Here is an 18,266-nt window from a genome sequence, read left to right on the forward strand (position 1 = left end):
AAAATATTGAAGTAAACATTGAGAAGAAGGCCGATAAGGGTAAAATAAAAATTGCCCTTTGGGATATACTCCCTAAGGGCAAAATTTCTGACTACAAAATTGGTTCGTCATTTTGTAGTGTCTCGCTCCGGCGGTAGGATTCGAACCTACAACCTAGTGATTAACAGTCACCCGCTCTGCCGTTGAGCTACGCCGGATTATGTTATTTCAATGGAATCATTCCATCAATTGGTGAGCTTTGAATATACGAGGTTCATTATCTTCAGTCAAGAGAATATAGCCTCTTTTTTTTAAAAAATTTGTTTTTTAAGTAAATAAAACGGGTTTGAACATCTCAAAGTTTTCCAGGATTTTACGAGTACCCTCAGCTACACAGTAAAGGGCATTTCCAGGACGACTGACAGGTAGATTTACAATGTCACGCAAATAGGTGTCCAACCCTTTGAGAAGCGCTCCACCACCTGTTAAGATAATTCCTCTATCAATTACATCTGAGGCTAACTCTGGTGGTAATTTATCCAATGTTGTTAAAATTGAATTAATCATGGTATTCAAAACATCTTTCAAAGCATCTTTAAAAAGAGTGCTGTCAACATCAATTTGGCGTGGGAGACCAGACTGGGCATCCAAACCTTTAATTTGAAATTTAATTTCAGGCTGATCACCAACAACTCCATATTCGATTTTTAACCTCTCAGCGGTTGATTCTCCAATCCTGAGATTGTATGTATTTTTTATGTAGCGAATTATAGCTTCATTCATTTCATCGCCGGCTATCCGAATGGTATTATCCACAACGATGCCACCATAATTAATTACAGCAATGTCAGTCGTCCCACCTCCAATATCAACAATCATGCAAGCGTTAGAACCCAAAACATTTATACCAACACCTATTGCTGCTGCCATCGGTTCTGAAACCAAGTAAACACGCCTGGCCCCGGCAGACTCAGCACTTTCGATAACTGCCCTTTTTTCCACAGATGTAACACCTGTTGGTACACCTATTACGATATCATTTATAAAAAATCGGGGTATCTCTGCAAGTCGAATAAAGGACTTAATCAACTCCTCACCAGCAACAAAATCAGCAATAACACCATCTGCTAAAGGACGAATTACAGTTATGCCTTTATGTGTTTTTCCAAACATATATTTTGCATCTCTTCCAATAGCAATAACGCTCCCTTTGGACTTGTAGGCTATTACGGATGGTTCATTTACAACAAACCCTTTTTCTGCCACATATACAATTGTATTAGCAGTTCCAAGGTCAACACCGATGTTAGTAAATATTTTCCGGAATAATTTGAGCATTTTGTAAATAGGCAATATTTTTTCTGCTAAACTGATCGACAAGTTTTTTAATAATAAGAGTTTATGAAAACAAAAACCAAGCTTTAAACATTAAACTTTTATTAGATTTAAATCAATCATTTTTTACGTGGTAGGAGGAAAATAAATTTTGAAATAAAAAAAGCCCGCCATTAAGGGACGGGCTTTGAAATGAGATAAAAAAACTACTCTTTTTCGTCAGCTTTTTCTTCTGATTTTGTTTCTTCTTTTTCTGAAGTTTCTTCAGATGACTCAACAACCTCTTCAGTTTTTTCGTCTTTTTTTGCTTTGGTTGTTTTTTTCTTCACAGGTTCTTCAGCAACTTCTTCTTTAGTTTCTTCATCTGCTGCTGTATCAGATTTAGACCTTACAACTTCTTCCAAAGTTGTTTTAGGAACACCGTGCGAACTTAAATAGTCTTCCCACTCGGCTTGTTCCTTCTGTTTAAAATAATCTGTTACAGATAAAACAATCTTCTTGTTTTCTTTATCGAACTCAATAACACGTGCAGGAACTTCATCATCTACTTTGTACATATCTGAAGCTTTTTTCCCTTTAGGAATTCCAAGATGCTGATTTGGAATAAATCCATCTACACCCATTGGAAGAGTAATAATTGCTCCTTTATCGATTAGACGAGTAACCTTGCCTTTTGTATCTGTACTCTCACCATACTTCTCTTCAAACGCATCCCAAGGATTGGATTCAATCTGCTTGTGTCCTAAAGCTATTCTACGTTCTTCACGGTTTATACCAAGAACAACAACATCAATTTCATCACCTTTTTTCACTATTTCACTTGGGTGACGTACCTTCTTTGTCCATGACAAATCAGAAATATGAACCAAACCATCGATGCCTTCTTCCAATTCAACAAAAGCCCCAAATTGAGTAAGGTTGCGAACAACACCTTTATGAACTGTTCCTACAGGGTAAGTACCTTCAACTTTTTCCCATGGATCTGGTTCAAGCTGCTTAAGACCCAAGGATATTTTCTTATCTGTTGATTCAACATTTAGAACGACAGCTTCAACTTCCTGACCGACGGATAATAACTGGCTCGGATGTTTAACATGTTGTGACCAGGACATTTCAGAAATATGAATAAGACCTTCGATGCCTTTTTCCAATTCGATAAATGCACCATAATCAGTTATGCTTACAACTTTACCCGTAATACGTGTGCCGGATGGATATTTCTTATCAACTTGTTCCCAAGGATGTGCTTGCAACTGCTTCAATCCAAGTGAGATTCTATCTTTCTTTTCATTAAAGTCAAGAATTACAACTTCAAGTTCCTGATCAAGTTTAACAAGTTCAGATGGATGGTTTACACGGCCCCAACTTAAATCGGTAATGTGCAGCAACCCATCAACACCGCCAAGATCAATAAATACACCAAAATCAGTAATATTCTTAACAACACCCATTCTCTTCTGACCTTTTTCCAAAGTAACAAGAATTTCGTCACGTTTTCCGGCCATTTGTTTTTCAATTAAAATACGAGAGGATACTACAATATTTTTACGGAGGTGATTTACTTTTACAATTTTAAATTCTTTTGTTTGTCCAAGATAACCATCAAAATCACGAATAGGTTTAACATCAATTTGGGAGCCTGGTAAAAAGGCATCAATTCCCATAATATTAACAACCATACCACCTTTGATACGTCGTTGGATTACGCCTTCAATAACTTCACCGGTTTCATGTTTATTAACAACCTGCTCCCAAACACGTAAAAAGTCAGCGCGTTTACGTGAAAGCATTAATTGGCCGTCATGGCCTTCAAGACGTTCGAGATATACTTCAATTTCATCACCGGCTTTTAGTTCATCAATATTTGTAAACTCGGATTTGGAAACAATTCCTTCCGATTTAAAGCCGATATCAACAATTACATCTTTGTTTGTAATATCTAATACCCGTCCATTAACAATCTCTCCTTCTGTGATTGTGCTCATGGTACGGTCATACATATTTAGTAGAAAATCCATTTCTTCGGATGGATATTCATCTTCTTCTGTGTAATCTTCCAGTTTTACAACAACTTCTTCATATGCATCAGATTTTGCTGTCTGGGGTTTAGGTTTGGCAGCTTCAGGTGTTTCTACAACTTCCTGAACAACTTCCTTCTCTTCCGTTAGTTCTTTCTTTTCTTCAGACATTGGTTAAGTTAACTCCTTCAGTTAATTATTTATGCCATTTTAACATGGCGTGATTTAAAAAAGTTGAGTAATTTAAAGCATTTAAAGGCGATTGACAAATTTTCTTTTTGATTACTGCTTACTCATAAAATATGACATTACAAACTTCAAATATGCCCGAAAAATATTTTAACTTGAATAAGTAATTCATAAGAAATAATGGAACATCTTTAACAAGTAGTTAATTAACAATTATATTTCTATACCCTGCATTATGGCCATAAAAAAATTGTTTTTTGTTTTCATCAAACCATAGCGCAGGCCTTATTACCCAATCATCTTTAAAGCCGATTTGCGCAATCATTTCAGCATTCATATTTAAGCTGATTAATTTGTTATTTATATATTGCCAGGGATTAAACTGGTCTTTTTTACTTCTTACCGTCTCAGCGCTTTGAATCAGTAAAATGCCATTATTTGAGAAATCTGCTGCAACAATTATATCTTTTTCATTTTTCAAAGAATAATCTCCAAGCTTTTTTAATCCTTTTAAATCCACTAACTCAAGGCGATTTTTATCCAAAAAAGCAACATATCGGTCTTGTTTTTCAAAAATAATTCTGCGTGTTCGCACAGGCGATTCATAAATTATTTCTCCTGTATTTTCCAGTATAAGCGATTTGAATTGAATTGGACTACCTTGCTTATAAACAGACGCTGCAAAATATTTCTTATTGGATGAAATTGAAACTGTCCTCGCCCTCCAATCTTTAAAAGATTTTTCAAATAGGATTTTATTTTCAATCGTTCTTAAGATTAATCGGGTTCCCACTGAACTTTGAAAACTGCTAAAAATTAATCCTAAATCTGAAGAAGTAGAATGGTGATTGGCCTCGGCAGATTGCTTGTTCTTTTGAATGTTGTAACGGTTAATTTCATTTTGCCTGGAATCAAATATTTTCACACGTCTGTCTACATAGATTTCAACAATACGTTCACCAGTCGATGCAATGAAATAGTCTGGAAAAGGTTCATCATATTTCCAGTCACTTTCTGATTTGGCAATAAGTTTTTTATCTGCATCAAACCATTCAATTTCGATATTTGACCTGTTTTTTTTATTTAGTTGTTTAATCAATCCATAAACATTGTGCTCCACATGAAGCACATTTAAAATATTATCCTGTTGAATGTCTGATGAAGTGAGTGGCTTTTCGTTTTTTGTCCAGGCAATAATATTGGCTTCACTTTGTATATCACGCTCAATTGCTATTTTTTCTGAACACCCAAAAAACAGTGTGAATAAAATCAACAAATGTATTTGCCACAGATTTCCACTGATAAGAACTGATTTGATAAATAAAGTATTCAAAAAAAATCTCCTGATTATTCTTTTCTTTGCAAGTCCGTGGTTCCAAAAAGATTCTCGCTTCGCTCTGAATGACATTTTAAAACCATCTCAAAGTACTCACACCCAAATATGTTCCGGGCCGATCCAGGCGCCAGGTTACATCAATCCTGAAAAATTTAAACAACCCGTTTAATGAAACCCCAATTTCATGGTGTATGTCATCCAGGTTATTATTTATATAGTTTAGTTTATCCTTGTTTTCATCGGAAAGCCAGCTGCGGCCATGGCTGCTAAATACAATTATGCCGATATTATTTTTAGCAAACCAGCGCCCTCCAAGAAGCTCAAAAGGTACACTGCGAAAATTGTGTTCCCAAAACAGGGCCATATATTTTTCACCGATGTAAGGTAATCCCCGATTTGCTTTAAAGGAACCAAAAGGTGTAAACCCAGCAAACAAAGAAGCATCGAGCACACCTAATTTTTGTAAAGGTAGTTCTCCATCGCTATAACCGGCTGAAAAATATAGATCGAGCGTATTTGGTAAAAAACGACGTTGTAGAAACGTACGGAAATTCCAATTAACACCCAGTTTATATTGAGTAAATGAAAAGTCGCTATCCAAAATATCCGGATCACTATGCTCAATGGATAGCTCAACACGTTTTTGGCCGGCAACGCCAAATGGTACATACCTGTTTCCCCAGTGAATTTTTAGGCCAAGCGAGTTTAGTTTCCCTCTATCCGCAAAAGGATTTTGCCTTTTGGTAACATCCCGGTCAAAAACATTATAATGTGAAATATTTTTTGGCATAGACTCATGCTGCTCGATATTCAATAGTCCTGTAAAGCGCGTTCGCATATCCCAAATTCGATGGCTTATTTTAAAATTGGCTGCCCTTTTCCAATAATAATCGTAATAATCCTTTGCACCAAAAAGCGTTCCAATAGATGTAATTATCGGATGATAGTTTTCAGATTCGTAATTTGTGCCAGAACCAATAAAATAATCTGCACTTACTGTTACCGGGTTTTTCTTGCCGAAATCATATTCCAGGCCGTAGTTATATCCCCACCTTTCTATCCCGGTTTTGTACGCAAGCCCAAACCTGAGTTCTATTTTTTTTGCAAAGGTCCTTTCATAGCTAAACCCAAGATGCCCTTCCTCAACTCTGTTATAACCTAAATCCGGTGAAAATCCTTTAATAATTTCGCCGCCAAGCCCAATAGTTTTTTTATTATCATTTTCATCTTCATCATCTAAAACATAATCTGCTAAAAATCCTGTAGGCCTAAATGCTTTTTCAAAACTATCAGTACTGTCGATTTCAACATAGGCAACTTGTTCTTCGCTGGTTAAAGGAATAATTTCCTTGCGTCTGGTAAAAGATGAATCGAGAGCAACCGCAACCGAATCAACCCGGATAATTTTTTCATCCTCATATAATGAATCCGGCAAATCTACATTTACCTGGTAATCTGTTATTCTGATAGAATTACTGTAGTTTATCCGTGGGAAATCCAATCCTGGAAAACTTATCTTTATATCACCAACAGCGCGCAAATCTACAGGTAGCCAATATTCCTTTCCAAAATTGCGGAATTGTTGTTTATAGGCAACGTTCAACTCCTCCATTGGCATCGGGAAAAAAATGGTTTCGGGATTAGGAACTACATCAACAGCAAGCATGGCAAATTCTTTATCCAAAACCGAAACAGTACCAATAAATGTTGGATTTAAAACTGCTATCGGCGCAAGATCAATCACAAAAACCGTGTCTTGTCCAAATGCCTCAATCCCTTTTAATTTGAATTCATAAAAATCAAATGCATCGGGGTGTGTCGGCCCAACAATTCTATAGTTCATGATATTAATTTCATCATCATAAAAATTTTCTATGTTCACACTAAATGCAAAGTTTGTCTGGCCTTTAAGATTTTCAGTTTCACGCTGTGAAAGAACAACCTCTCTTGCCCCCTTTTCCTTATTCCAATATAAATCTGAAATACTTTCGGCAACTGAAACAATTGACGAATCATTTCCCAAAACCACCCTGGCATAAGCATTGGCTTTAAATGTTTTTAACTTTGCCCGCCACTTTTGTTTATTTTCAATAACCCTGCGCATAATATGCATTGCCGGGTTTTCTGCGGTTACTACTATAGCCTCCGTTTCTAAAATTACTGGTTTCAGTAAAATATTAATCGGTTTCTGCGCATCCTTTTCAACAGTAATACGCTTAATAGCATAGCCGATATAACTGATCTCAATTTCTACCGGAAACTCTTCAACTGTAAGAAAAAATTCTCCGTAAATGTTTGTAATTGTTCCGTGATAAGTACCTACAATTTGCAGGTTAGCTGCGCTTAGAGGCTCACCGCTTTTTTCATCAATCACAAACCCAACCACACTTTTAGTTTGAGCAAAAACTGCTGAAGAAATCATCAAAAAAATCAGACATTTATAGAGCATATAAGGATTCCATTTTATTTTCCGGGGATTTTATTAGAAATATAACAACTATATTGATTTTAACTCGTTTAATATTGGAACACATAATAATAATAATTAGCTTATAAAAAATCTCACAAAAAAACTTGATTATTTGGAGGCCACCAAATGCAAATCTCATACATAGCACCATTGTCCAAGGCTTGGAACCGTATGATTAAAATACTTTTCAAACCCTTTTATATCAACAAGTGGTTTGCATTAGGATTTACAGCGTTTCTTGCCGGATTACTTGATTGGGCTGATAAAAGCAGCTCCTTTGAAGATGAACGTGATGTATTCGATGCCGAGGAGTTTTTCAGCCTACCAGAAATGTTCGATCGATGGTACGTAGAAAATGCAGAATGGTTCGCATTGACTATTTTTATAATTGCTCTTATTGTTGTAGTTGTGATTTTTTTAACCTGGCTTAGCTCCCGCGGCAAATTTATGTTTCTTGACAATGTTGTTCACAATCGTTATCTGGTAAAGAAACCATGGGCAGACTTTAAGAAATTAGGAAATTCTCTCTTTACATGGCGGTTGGGATATGGCATTATTCTGGTTGTACTTTTTTCAGGATACCTTTCATACTCATACTATCATGTTCGTGAAATGTATGAATTGTACGCTTCTGATCGTGAATTAATAATTGAAGCCATAAAGATAGGCGTTTTCTTTGTTATTTTACTAATTGCAACAGGCTATATTTCACTTTTTCTTGATGACTTTATTGTACCGATTATGTATAAAAATGACTGCCAGGTTTGGATAGCTTGGACCCGGTTTATGCCATTGTTTACACAGAATTTTTTCTACTTTATCATTTATGGTCTTTTCTTATTTTTACTTATTTCAATAATAGTAGTTATGGTAATAATTGGCGGCCTGTTAACCTGCTGTGTGGGATTTCTGCTGATTATATTGCCATATATCAGCTCGATTGTTCTGCTTCCTGTCTCAGTGACCTTGAGAGGATTATCCATCGACTTTTTAGAACAGTTTGGAGAAAAGTATAAAATTTTTCCTGATGAAGAACAATTAACGGAAAGTAGTTAATGCCTTTTTGGGAATTTAAAATTAGGGCGCTTCAAAAAACGGAAAAAGTAAATAAAGCCTATGGTCTGTTATTTTTTAGTGCAATATTTATAAGTTTATTTTTAATTGATCCAATAAACCAGGAAATTAGCAGCTGCTATTTCCTGGAGATAACAGGCCATAATTGCCCAACATGCGGCATGACCCGATCTTTCTATTCGATGACAAATGCTGATATTTCAGGTGCGTTCAGCTTTCATTATTTTGGCCCAATTATTTTTTTTATTTTAATATTAGCTATTATAAAATTTTCACTGGAAATTTTCTTTAATAAGAATCTTAATATTATTAAAAACTACAAATATCTTTTTGTACCGATTTTAATATTTGTATCTATTTGGATTGGAATTTGGTCAATCAAAGAATTTTTTTTATAAACAAAAGTTTTAACAAACTTATACGGGAATATACTTATAAATTTACCTGTTACAGCACAATGAGCTAGATTTATCATCCAAGGAAAAAAGTCTTTTTTAACATGGCTGAAATCTAGCCATCCTCAGTATCATTATTGCCATATTCAATAAAAGTATTTTTATACCCAATTAATTATTTCTAAGCTAAAAAGGTAATTATGAAAAAAGTCTTCGTAATTTTTACATTGTTAATAAGTTTTGCTCTTACAGATTTGGCGTTTGCTCAGGATAGTAAAGCAACGGTGTATGGCAGGATTTTTATGCCGGTTGTAAAAAAGAAGTCACGGACCTTCCGTGGCAGATTATATCGCAACAGGCTCTCATCCCGTAAAAAAAGACAAAAAACAGCTACTGCTCCACGTACAAGTTTTCAGGATGTAATTATAGCGGCCTACCCTCTTTCATTTAAACCAAAAACAGAGCCATTAAAAAAAGCAAGAATCTTACAGAAAAATGCAGAATTCCGTCCACATGTTTTGGCCGTTACACCGGGTACGCGAGTGCAGTTTATTAACCTGGATCGATTCTTTCATAATGTGTTTAGTTATACACCCGGTGCAAAATTTAATATTGGCCGTCGTCCAACCAACTCAGTATATTCGCGCAAAATATATAAAACAGGGAAAATTAATCTATTCTGCGACATACACTCTCAAATGAATGCAACCATTGTTAGCCTTGATACACCTTATTTCACTCAGGCTGGTAAAACAGGTGTTTATCTGTTAAAAGAGCTGCCACCAGGAAAATACCGCATTGAAGTAATGCATCCTGATTTCCCAACAACCGAATCAGAAATAACTGTAAAAGCAAACGAAAAGCAGGAACAGAGTTTTACTTTGTCGAAATAAAAAACAAGTTGCGGGTTCCAAGTCTTAATAGTTTTGAGACGACCGGCACGCAACATGTAACCTGAAACTTGCAACCCGTAACTCAAAGAGAACATGCGCCTAAACATTCAGACAAAACTATTCATCACACTCGCCGGGATGACAATTATTATTTTGGCCGGTGTACTTTATCTTGTAACCGACACGCTTACAAAAAAAATTGAAGAAAAAATAATTGCTGATTTTAACAACACTCAGCGGGTTTTTAGCGAGCTGCAGTTTTTAGTATATGATCGCCTTATTGAAACCTGCGGGCTAATTGGCGAAAACTCCACGTTTAAAGCAAATGTTGGATTAAATGATCCGGCAACTGTTTATTTTAGCGTTGATGAATTTGCCCAATTTGCCAAAGTTGATCTTTTTGTAGTAACCGATAGCGATGGAAATGTGCTGGCCCGTTTTGATGATCCTGAGAATTATGGGGATAACCTTGCCGATAGCTCCACAGTTTTTAAAGCAATGAATGGAATTCAGGATTCTGTTATTGAAAAAGCGGATTTGTGGGGAATTGGATCTGATATATTTCAGGTTGTTTCAAATCCCATTTACGCCGCCGAGTCAATTATTGGCACGATAACACTGGGAACCCTTTTTGGTGATTTTGAAGCTCAGCAGCTTAAGGGTGAATCTCAAATTGACATTAATTTTTTCTATAATGATCAGCTTGTGGGCAGCTCGTTTGAAAACCCCATTCGCTCCGGTATTCAGCGACTTGCACGCAAAAACAAAGCTGTTATTGATACAGTAATGATGCTCTCAACTCCGACACCTGCTTTTGTCGATTCGCTTAAAGGTGTTGAACAATTTGTTTTTATAAGTCCTCTGGGCCAGGGTGCGCGGGCATACTACATCGCCACTATTCCCACATCGATTGAGTTGTCAATCTTGAAAAGTATACAAAACAATATTCTGGTTACGGCAGGAATTTTTCTGCTGGTCACTCTGATTTTTGCCTTTTTATTAGGAAAGAACTTTTCACGGCCCATAAAAAAACTGGCAAGTGGAATGGACAAAGTTAAAGCCGGGTATTTAGATATTTCAGTTGCCCCCTCCACAAAAGATGAAATTGGCACACTTACCAAAACATTTAATGAAATGGTTACCGGATTACGAGAGCGTTTGCATTTAACAAAATATGTGGGCAGCCACACTTTAGAAATGGTACAACAGTCATCCGGTTCCGATGTTTCCCTTGGAGGCACAAGGCAGGATTTGACAGTTCTTTTCTCGGATATTCGCGGATTTACAGCCTACAGCGAAAATCGAGATCCTGAAGAAGTGATTAATATGCTGAACCGCTATTTGGGCTTTCAGGCAGAAATTGTTGCCCGGTATGACGGCTCGGTTGATAAGTACGTTGGTGATGAAATGTTTGCCCTTTTTACAGGAGACAACTCCACCGAACGTGCTTTGCAATGTGCCATTGATATCCAGAAAAGAGTTGTTGAAGAACATGAGAATGACCCTGTTCCTATTTATATTGGGATTGGGATAAACTACGGCCCGGTTATTTTGGGTAATATGGGTGCCATGGATCGCATGGATTATACGGCGCTCGGTTCAACAGTTAATTTGGGTGCACGGTTATGCGGCAGTGCCAAAGCTGGCAAAATTCTAATCCGCAAAGATTTGCTAGACCAACAAAACATAAAAGTAAAAAAAGGGGATTTCCTGCTTATGGCTTTTAAAGGAATCTCTCAAAAATTAAAAATAGTGGAGGTATTAAGTGAATAGACTATTCACCAAAACTTTAAACCTCGCCCGTCATCCTGAACTTGGTTTTGGATCAGCGCAATCATATAAAATGGGGATTCCGAAATTAATTCGGAATGACAGATTAACACGCTTTCGTCATCCTGAACTTGTTTCAGGATCCAAATGGATTTTTAAATTATTTCTACTCGCATTCTGTTTTTCTTCTCCGTCTTTTGCACAGATTGAAATTAATGGCAGCATCGATTTCGAGGCATCCTATGGCGGGAAAAAATCATCATTTATCACAAACGAGATTGTTGAAGAATTTCGACGGCCACACCTGGGAATTAACCAGTTTAACCTGTTTATGTTTGCCGGGATCGATGAAAACTTTTTTTTCAATGGCCGCCTGCAATGGGATACCTGGGGAACCGGAGAACTTAACCCGGTAAAAATTACATTGGCCGCGCTCTCCTGGGAGCCTGAGGATTTGCCAATTAATTTTACATTAGGTCGTTTTGTAAGTCCTTTTGGCCTTTATCCACGCCGACAGCTTGCCAGTGAAAATCTTTTTGTAAATGCCCCGCTTGCCTATGGCTATTTTATAAATATGTCCGATACGCGCGGATTATGGGGTAATGCCGGTAATGAAGGCAACTATGGAACGGATGATGTCGGTTTGACTACCATCTATTTTGGAGGCTACGGCACTGGTATTATGACCAATTGGGTTATCGTCCCGGAACTTGTTGATTTGTCAGTGGCGGTAACTAACGCTGCCCCGGCTTCCCAGGAGAATTTCACCAATTTACAAAACATGGCTGTCGTTGGCCGCTTTGGTTTTCAGCCAATTATTTATTGGCAACATGGAATCTCTTTTAGTCATGGCAGTTTTTTACGCCGCGAATCCGTTAACATAAATTTCAACAGGCTTGAAAAGTTTAGGCAAACACTTATTGGGACAGATTTTATTATTGCCTACGCCTATTTTGAAATTTCAGGAGAAGCGATTTACAGCTTGTGGAATGTACCGGCTGTTGATGCAAATGGTTTTCAGGTAACCCCAAAAGGGAAAATGCAAACTTACGATTTGACAAATGCCAGCTTTTATGTTGACCTAAAATTTGAGCCACCCTTTTTTACGGGCAGTTATGTTGCAGCAAGATTTGAAAGTCTGATGTTTGAGGAATTTACAAATCCTGAAGGTAGCACACTTAACGCACCAAACCCCTGGGATGAAAACCTGATTCGTTATTCTGCGGCGTTTGGATATAAAGTATCTCGGAATGTGCTTTTGAAATTCGCTTTCAGTGAACAAATCTTTGAAAACAAAGATCTCAAAAAAGAAGACTTTACGTTTAGATCAATTTTGACCGTTACAATGTAAAATTCAAAAAAGAGGTTTTTATGAAACGACGAGAATTTCTAAAAAAATCGGCTTTTGCTTCTATACCGATTATTGGCGCCGGGCTGAGCACAAGCTGTGAAACTGTAAACAACAGCGAAAGTGATGGGAACTGGAGTAGTGATTTTGAAATCATGACCGAGGCCGCACGCTTTGAAGCGGCAACAATACGTACCTACCAGGAAGCAGCAGAAACTATTTTTGTTTCGGATGTATCCACTCCGGATGAGGTAAAACAAACAGCAACACTTTATTCCGGACATCATTCGGAGCACCTGGCGCTATTTAACCAAAACTTTGAAGGACATGATGGATTTCCACCGGTTCTGATAAATGATGAACAACCTGATTCAAGACTTGATAGCCTTACAACTTACACCGAAGTGCTTCAATTAGCTTTGCAAATGGAGTTTGAAGCAGCCCAGTTTTATTTTTCGCGAATGAATGACCAGCTTACAACCCGTAAGGTGCGTAAAATTTTTGCCGATGTTCTCCCCATGGAAGTTGGCCACATGGTAAGTTATAAAATGGTATTGGGCCAAAGCCCGGCTCTTGATGAAGGTTTGTTTCAAAACTTTGGAACAGGGTTATAAGAAGAAACAATTGTAGAGGGGAAAATGGTTCGTCTTCGCTCACCATGAAGAACGAATTTGGCGCTTTTGGAAGATACCCACTTCATCCCGAGCGGAGACGAGGGATCTATTTCTTAACTCAAATTTATTCGACCGGACTATTTGCCAAAAGCTTTTTCTCCTGGCTCATTAAGCTGACAAATATAATCACCAGAAAAGCCCCAAAGAATGCCGGAATTAATTCATAAATCCCGGTGGGTGCTTTTAACCAAAGTTTCCAGATAATTGTAATTAGTGTTCCGGTGATCATGCCGGCAATTATGCCCGCTTTAGTGGTACGCTGCCAGTAAAGAGATAAAATGAGTGCCGGGCCAAATGAAGCGCCCAAACCACCCCAGGCAAATAACACCAGCCAGAACACCAAATCCTGGGCGATGTACGCCAAACTAATTGCAATAATCCCTGAAAGAACAACAACAATTCGGCTCAATCTTAGTTTATCAGCTTCTGCTATTATTTTATTCTTATACAACACTTTTTCATAAATATCACGCACAAAAGTAGAAGCAACCACCAGAAGCTGCGAATCTGCTGTGGATAGAATAGCGGCAAAAATCCCTCCGACAAGCAATCCATAAAAGATTGTACCAAAATATTTGGACGACAGCACGAGGTAAATCATCTCCGGGTCATTGTCCGGCAACGTGGCCACCTCCGGAAATACAGCCCTACCCAGCAAACCAATGGACAGAGCGCCTAAACCCAAGATGATATTCCAGGCTGTGCCAACAATAGCAGAATATGTCAGGTTTTTGGAATTGTCTATGGACATGTAACGGACGACAATATGTGGCTGACCGGGCGAGCCCAATCCAATGCCGATAAAACCAATTATCGCTCCCGCGCCAAGTGAAAATGGATCGATCATTGCGGGATTCAGGTTATTCAGGATTTCCAGCAAAATATCTGTGCCACCCAAGGAGAAAATCCCGACAACGGGCAGGACAATCAAACCTATAAGCATTATTATGGCGCGCACAACATCATTATAAGCAACGGCAACAAAACCACCAAGAACCATGTAAACAAGAATCAATAATCCTGAAATAATAAGCGATAGTTCCAGCGAAACATCGAGGGCAGTGGCAAGTGTTTTTGCCCCGGCATTGAACTGCGCCGCAACGTAAGCCGTCATAAACAGACCGATAATTATGGCGCCGATTATCCTAATGGTGTTTTTATTGTCCGCAAAACGGGAATCGAAATAATCAAGCAGAGTTATTGAGTCCCTTGCCTGGGTTTCTTCACGCAGCTTTTTACCCAGGTAAACAAACTGAAAAGCCTCAACAATAATATAGCCGACGATGGCCCAGACCGCGCCTGTTCCCAGCGAATAAGCCATGCCGCTTAAACCAAGCACCAGCCAGGATGAGCGCCCGGAAGAGACAGCCGAAAGCGCCACCACAACTTTGTTCATCACCCGGCCGCCAATAAAAAAATCGGATTGGTTTTTGGTTTTGTGCATAGCAAATAAACCGATCCCGATGGGCAAAAGGAGGGTTAGTAAAAATACGGTAAATGCGATTGGATCGCTTAGTTTAGCGTATACATTCATTATTTGAATAGATAATTTAACACGCGATTTATTTACTTTGAGAATAGTAAAAAAAATATAGGTGCAATGACTTGTTCAAGTTTTTCTATTCACCTAATTCGGTTAGACAAAGTATTGCATTAGCTAACTGTTGGACCCAAAAGCTGTGTGCAAGACCATTTGAGTAGCTACTTTCACCATTACGAATTTTACGAACTTCTGTCATTGCTGATATTTTTAATTCTAATAATGCTTCCTTAATAGTTTCAGAGGATATAAGTTTTAAATAACTAACTGGAATTAAATGCGCCATTAATCGACCACGTTGATCACTAGAATCAAAGCGTGCATCATGTTTTATAAAGGTTTTATCTGTTGCAGGAATACAGAAAAGTTTTTTTAAATGCAACGTATTAAAAACAATAAATCCATTACTATGTGCAAGTTCACCAGTTGGTATACGGCAGTCTTCAATTAAAAGAAGGTAGCCATCAGTTTTTAGATTTTTTTTTATGTTAGAAAATGTTTCACACCAATTCTGATGTGGTATCTCATGAAGAACATTGCTTAAAACAACAACATCAAAATAATTATCATCAACGTTGGAACGAAGGTTTTCAATTGAGTTGTGATAACGTTCCGCTTCGTTGGGGTATGATAATGCAATATTTTTTAAACAATGTTCTTTATCTGAATCAGATGGATCAAAAGCATGATAGTTTAATTTATCTGGTGATACGTTTTTGTAATCAGCAAGATTTGCAATCATCCGACCCTTACCCGCACCAAAATCTAACAAGTTAATGGACTTTTTCTTTTCCCAGATAATTTTAAGCTGATCATTGAGTTGTTTCGATTGTGGGTCGTTTGCATCTGTTTCCACTACTTGGGGAGGACATAAACATTCGAAAGCAAAACGATTTCTAGCTAGCTCACCGGGAAGACTTGTAAAATCTTTTAATTTTTGAATTCTTTCTTCATTACCTAATAGGCTTTTCAATACCTCTTCAGGTTTTTTGCCAGAGTGCTTCACTGTTCCATCTTCAACAAACCAAAGCGATGATGCGTCAAAGTGAGAGAGGAGAGGAATTGAGTGTGTTGCAATCCATAATTGACCATTTGGATTATGTTCTTTTATCGTATCTAACAAATCTATTACAGCTGAAGGATGGAGGTGGTTTTCAGGTTCATCCATAAAAATAATGTGATCTGAAAAGGTTCCTCCTTGAGCATATATCGCAACACAAAGTTGCAATAATACTCGTTGCCCTGCCGAGAGGTGAGCAGTAGCAATTGGCCTATCAAAAATAGTAGAAAAACCGTCTTGGTTCCACCCTATCTCAGTTCCAAGAAATGATTTGACAATAGTTTGTAAACGTTGATATTCTTTTGTTGAATTTTGAATAGCACTGTCTGGATACTTTAACATAGGATGTGTGGTATTAATCCAACGATCTAAAACTTTTTGTATTAGAGGAAGAGTTGCTTGATGCAAGTTTGATACACCTAGTTGTCTCGCTTGATCAGCCCTTTGCATCCAAGTTTGTTTATTGTGATTTGACCAACCTTCTAAATCTATCTTATTAGGAACAAAATCAACTATTATAATATTTTCATCCCCATTGTCCGCTAAGATTGGGATAGGTGTATTGGCAATTACTTCCTGTTTCCGAATATGTTGTTCAAAGCTTTGTTTTTGTTGAGGTAATTCTGCAATCTGTTGTTCTAATTGCATTGCTCGATCTTGCAATTGTATAATCTGCTGTTCAAGATTCTGTATTTGAAGTGGTAATTGTGAAATTTGCTGTTTTATTTCTTTTATTTGATCTTGGTGGTAATTAATCTGATTCTCAAGAAATTGTTTTTTTTGAGGGTTTTCCGAAATTTTCTGTTCTAATTGGTCTATTTTTTCATACGATTGCTTAATATTCTGTTCATTGCTCTGTATTATGTGCTTTTGATGAGAAATTTGCTGTTCAAATTGTTTTATCTGATTTTGTCGATTACTAATCTTGTTCTCAAGAGTTTGTTTTTGTTGTGGCTGTTGTAAGATTTGCTGTTTAAAATTTTTTATTTGATTTTTGGATTGTTCTTTTTGTTGCTTAAGCAGTGCTAAATTAGCTGTCTGTTGGCGTATGATGTTTAGAAGTCTCGTTTTTCCAGAACCATTTTTCCCAGCTAATAGTATTGTATTCCCAACTTTTTTCATAGAGATTTGGCGCAAACCAACTGTTTTAGTTATATCTTCTTTAAAATTAACCTCAACTATTTTCACTGACACTTCCTTTTCTTTTTATGAATAACATGGTAGTACCAAAGTAACAAACCATTTTAGGTAAACAACAATACCCATAACATATTAATAAACAACTACTTTTACAAAATATAAAATATATGCAATTAATATTATTTTCTGTGGATATATGTGAGGATCAGGCAGGAAGTTTCTTGAATGTATATGCAAAAGAATTACAGTGCCCTACACAAAAAAAATTGAGGGGAAAATGCAGGGCACTTATGGAGGCTATTTCGCAATGGCATAACCAAACACAACAGAAATTCTGTTTCCATCGGGGTTGGTTGTGTAAACAAGATTTATGGGAATACTCACGCCGCTGTAATTAATTGATTTTCCCACAGCAATGGTTAATGCTGATTGAAGATCGGTCTTTTTCTTAACAGGATCGCCAATTCCTTCTGCTTTTTTTTCGGTTAATCCAATGAGCACATTTGGCCCTATCCCAAATTCAATGCCGTTTGGCATCCTGATTCCCATTGCCAGTGTCGCGCTTGGGATAACCTTGCCGTATTCCACACCACCGACAAGAGGAATAAATTCAACTATAAAAGACGGCCCGCCACCCTTTGGAACAACCTGCCATTCAAAATGCCAGCCAAACTGACTGATGGTGGAGCCAATCCCTTCATCTTTCAATTTTTGAACCAGCCTGCCATTTCCGGGAATTACGGTTACACCCAAACGAGGTCCGCCCATATTACGCTCGGCAAATTCTACCGGTTTATTCTGTTTCCAGCTTTGCGCAAAAAGTGGGTTTGTTATAAACAATCCAAACAGGCCAACAAAAATAAGTTTGCTGATAAATGATTTAGTAAACATATTTCCTCCATTGATTAATAATTCACTATCAACATACGGAAATGGAACAAGGCTATGTCAGGAGGATGTAAAAGGTTTGTCCGAAAGGTGTCAGTAATTTTGAGTTTAAAACAAAGACAGGAATCATTTTATCTGAAACCTGCATTCGCACAGA

General features: G+C 37.4%; 13 protein-coding genes and 1 tRNA gene. 6 read left to right on the forward strand and 8 right to left on the reverse strand.

The genetic code is table 11. From position 1 onward, the window contains the following. Positions 1 to 125: 125 nt before the first annotated feature. The 5 genes from HND50_20445 to HND50_20465 form a co-directional block, all read right to left on the reverse strand. Positions 126 to 197: transfer RNA gene (locus tag HND50_20445), tRNA-Asn, on the reverse strand. A 109-nt stretch (positions 198 to 306) separates the two neighbouring features. Then, positions 307 to 1,317: a rod shape-determining protein gene (locus tag HND50_20450; protein NOG47620.1), complete on the reverse strand. Its 1,011-nt coding sequence runs from the start codon at positions 1,315 to 1,317 to the stop codon at positions 307 to 309. Between the two features lie 203 nt (positions 1,318 to 1,520). Beyond that, complete coding sequence (gene rpsA / locus HND50_20455; GenBank protein ID NOG47621.1) at positions 1,521 to 3,503, reverse strand: 30S ribosomal protein S1; 1,983 nt, start codon at positions 3,501 to 3,503, stop codon at positions 1,521 to 1,523. 220 nt (positions 3,504 to 3,723) lie between these two features. After that, complete coding sequence (locus HND50_20460) at positions 3,724 to 4,854, reverse strand: hypothetical protein (GenBank protein ID NOG47622.1); 1,131 nt, start codon at positions 4,852 to 4,854, stop codon at positions 3,724 to 3,726. Between the two features lie 76 nt (positions 4,855 to 4,930). Further along, the gene (locus tag HND50_20465) at positions 4,931 to 7,306 is read right to left on the reverse strand and encodes a carboxypeptidase-like regulatory domain-containing protein (GenBank protein ID NOG47623.1); all 2,376 of its coding nucleotides are present in this window, start codon (positions 7,304 to 7,306) and stop codon (positions 4,931 to 4,933) included. A 147-nt stretch (positions 7,307 to 7,453) separates the two neighbouring features. Between HND50_20465 and HND50_20470 the strand changes: the two genes are divergently transcribed. The 6 genes from HND50_20470 to HND50_20495 all read left to right on the forward strand — a co-directional run bounded on the left by HND50_20470 (position 7,454) and on the right by HND50_20495 (position 13,421). Further along, positions 7,454 to 8,383, forward strand: coding sequence for a hypothetical protein (locus HND50_20470; GenBank protein NOG47624.1), 930 nt, complete (start codon positions 7,454 to 7,456; stop codon positions 8,381 to 8,383). Further along, positions 8,383 to 8,799, forward strand: a complete 417-nt coding sequence (locus tag HND50_20475) for a DUF2752 domain-containing protein (protein NOG47625.1) — start codon at positions 8,383 to 8,385, stop codon at positions 8,797 to 8,799. Before HND50_20470 ends, HND50_20475 begins: the two co-directional genes overlap by 1 nt. Positions 8,800 to 8,996: 197 nt before the next feature. Beyond that, positions 8,997 to 9,689 (forward strand): hypothetical protein, encoded by a 693-nt coding sequence (locus tag HND50_20480; GenBank protein NOG47626.1) that lies wholly within the window; start codon positions 8,997 to 8,999, stop codon positions 9,687 to 9,689. A gap of 93 nt (positions 9,690 to 9,782) precedes the next feature. After that, the gene (locus tag HND50_20485; GenBank protein NOG47627.1) at positions 9,783 to 11,462 is read left to right on the forward strand and encodes a HAMP domain-containing protein; all 1,680 of its coding nucleotides are present in this window, start codon (positions 9,783 to 9,785) and stop codon (positions 11,460 to 11,462) included. Continuing rightward, positions 11,455 to 12,810, forward strand: coding sequence for a hypothetical protein (locus HND50_20490; protein ID NOG47628.1), 1,356 nt, complete (start codon positions 11,455 to 11,457; stop codon positions 12,808 to 12,810). The genes HND50_20485 and HND50_20490 overlap by 8 nt, the downstream gene beginning before the upstream one ends. Before the next feature lie 20 nt (positions 12,811 to 12,830). After that, entirely contained in the window at positions 12,831 to 13,421 is a 591-nt protein-coding gene (locus tag HND50_20495; protein NOG47629.1) for a hypothetical protein, read from the forward strand. A 124-nt stretch (positions 13,422 to 13,545) separates the two neighbouring features. Here HND50_20495 and HND50_20500 read toward each other — a convergent pair whose 3' ends face one another. The 3 genes from HND50_20500 to HND50_20510 all read right to left on the reverse strand — a co-directional run bounded on the left by HND50_20500 (position 13,546) and on the right by HND50_20510 (position 18,112). Continuing rightward, positions 13,546 to 15,015 (reverse strand): sodium/proline symporter, encoded by a 1,470-nt coding sequence (locus HND50_20500; protein NOG47630.1) that lies wholly within the window; start codon positions 15,013 to 15,015, stop codon positions 13,546 to 13,548. A gap of 85 nt (positions 15,016 to 15,100) precedes the next feature. After that, positions 15,101 to 17,269, reverse strand: a complete 2,169-nt coding sequence (locus tag HND50_20505; protein NOG47631.1) for an AAA family ATPase — start codon at positions 17,267 to 17,269, stop codon at positions 15,101 to 15,103. Between the two features lie 249 nt (positions 17,270 to 17,518). Beyond that, complete coding sequence (locus tag HND50_20510) at positions 17,519 to 18,112, reverse strand: hypothetical protein (protein ID NOG47632.1); 594 nt, start codon at positions 18,110 to 18,112, stop codon at positions 17,519 to 17,521. Positions 18,113 to 18,266: the final 154 nt, after the last annotated feature.

Source organism: Calditrichota bacterium (assembly GCA_013112635.1).
In the GTDB taxonomy this organism is placed as follows: Bacteria; Calditrichota; Calditrichia; order Calditrichales; family J004; genus JABFGF01.

Coding starts and splice junctions, on each gene's coding strand:
- HND50_20480 (NOG47626.1), top strand. CDS start 8,997: ATGAAAAAAGTCTTCGTAATTTTTACATTGTTAATAAGTTTTGCTCTT.
- HND50_20485 (NOG47627.1), top strand. CDS start 9,783: ATGCGCCTAAACATTCAGACAAAACTATTCATCACACTCGCCGGGATG.
- HND50_20465 (NOG47623.1), bottom strand. CDS start 7,306: ATGCTCTATAAATGTCTGATTTTTTTGATGATTTCTTCAGCAGTTTTT.
- HND50_20500 (NOG47630.1), bottom strand. CDS start 15,015: ATGAATGTATACGCTAAACTAAGCGATCCAATCGCATTTACCGTATTT.
- rpsA (NOG47621.1), bottom strand. CDS start 3,503: ATGTCTGAAGAAAAGAAAGAACTAACGGAAGAGAAGGAAGTTGTTCAG.
- HND50_20475 (NOG47625.1), top strand. CDS start 8,383: ATGCCTTTTTGGGAATTTAAAATTAGGGCGCTTCAAAAAACGGAAAAA.
- HND50_20450 (NOG47620.1), bottom strand. CDS start 1,317: ATGCTCAAATTATTCCGGAAAATATTTACTAACATCGGTGTTGACCTT.
- HND50_20495 (NOG47629.1), top strand. CDS start 12,831: ATGAAACGACGAGAATTTCTAAAAAAATCGGCTTTTGCTTCTATACCG.
- HND50_20470 (NOG47624.1), top strand. CDS start 7,454: ATGCAAATCTCATACATAGCACCATTGTCCAAGGCTTGGAACCGTATG.
- HND50_20510 (NOG47632.1), bottom strand. CDS start 18,112: ATGTTTACTAAATCATTTATCAGCAAACTTATTTTTGTTGGCCTGTTT.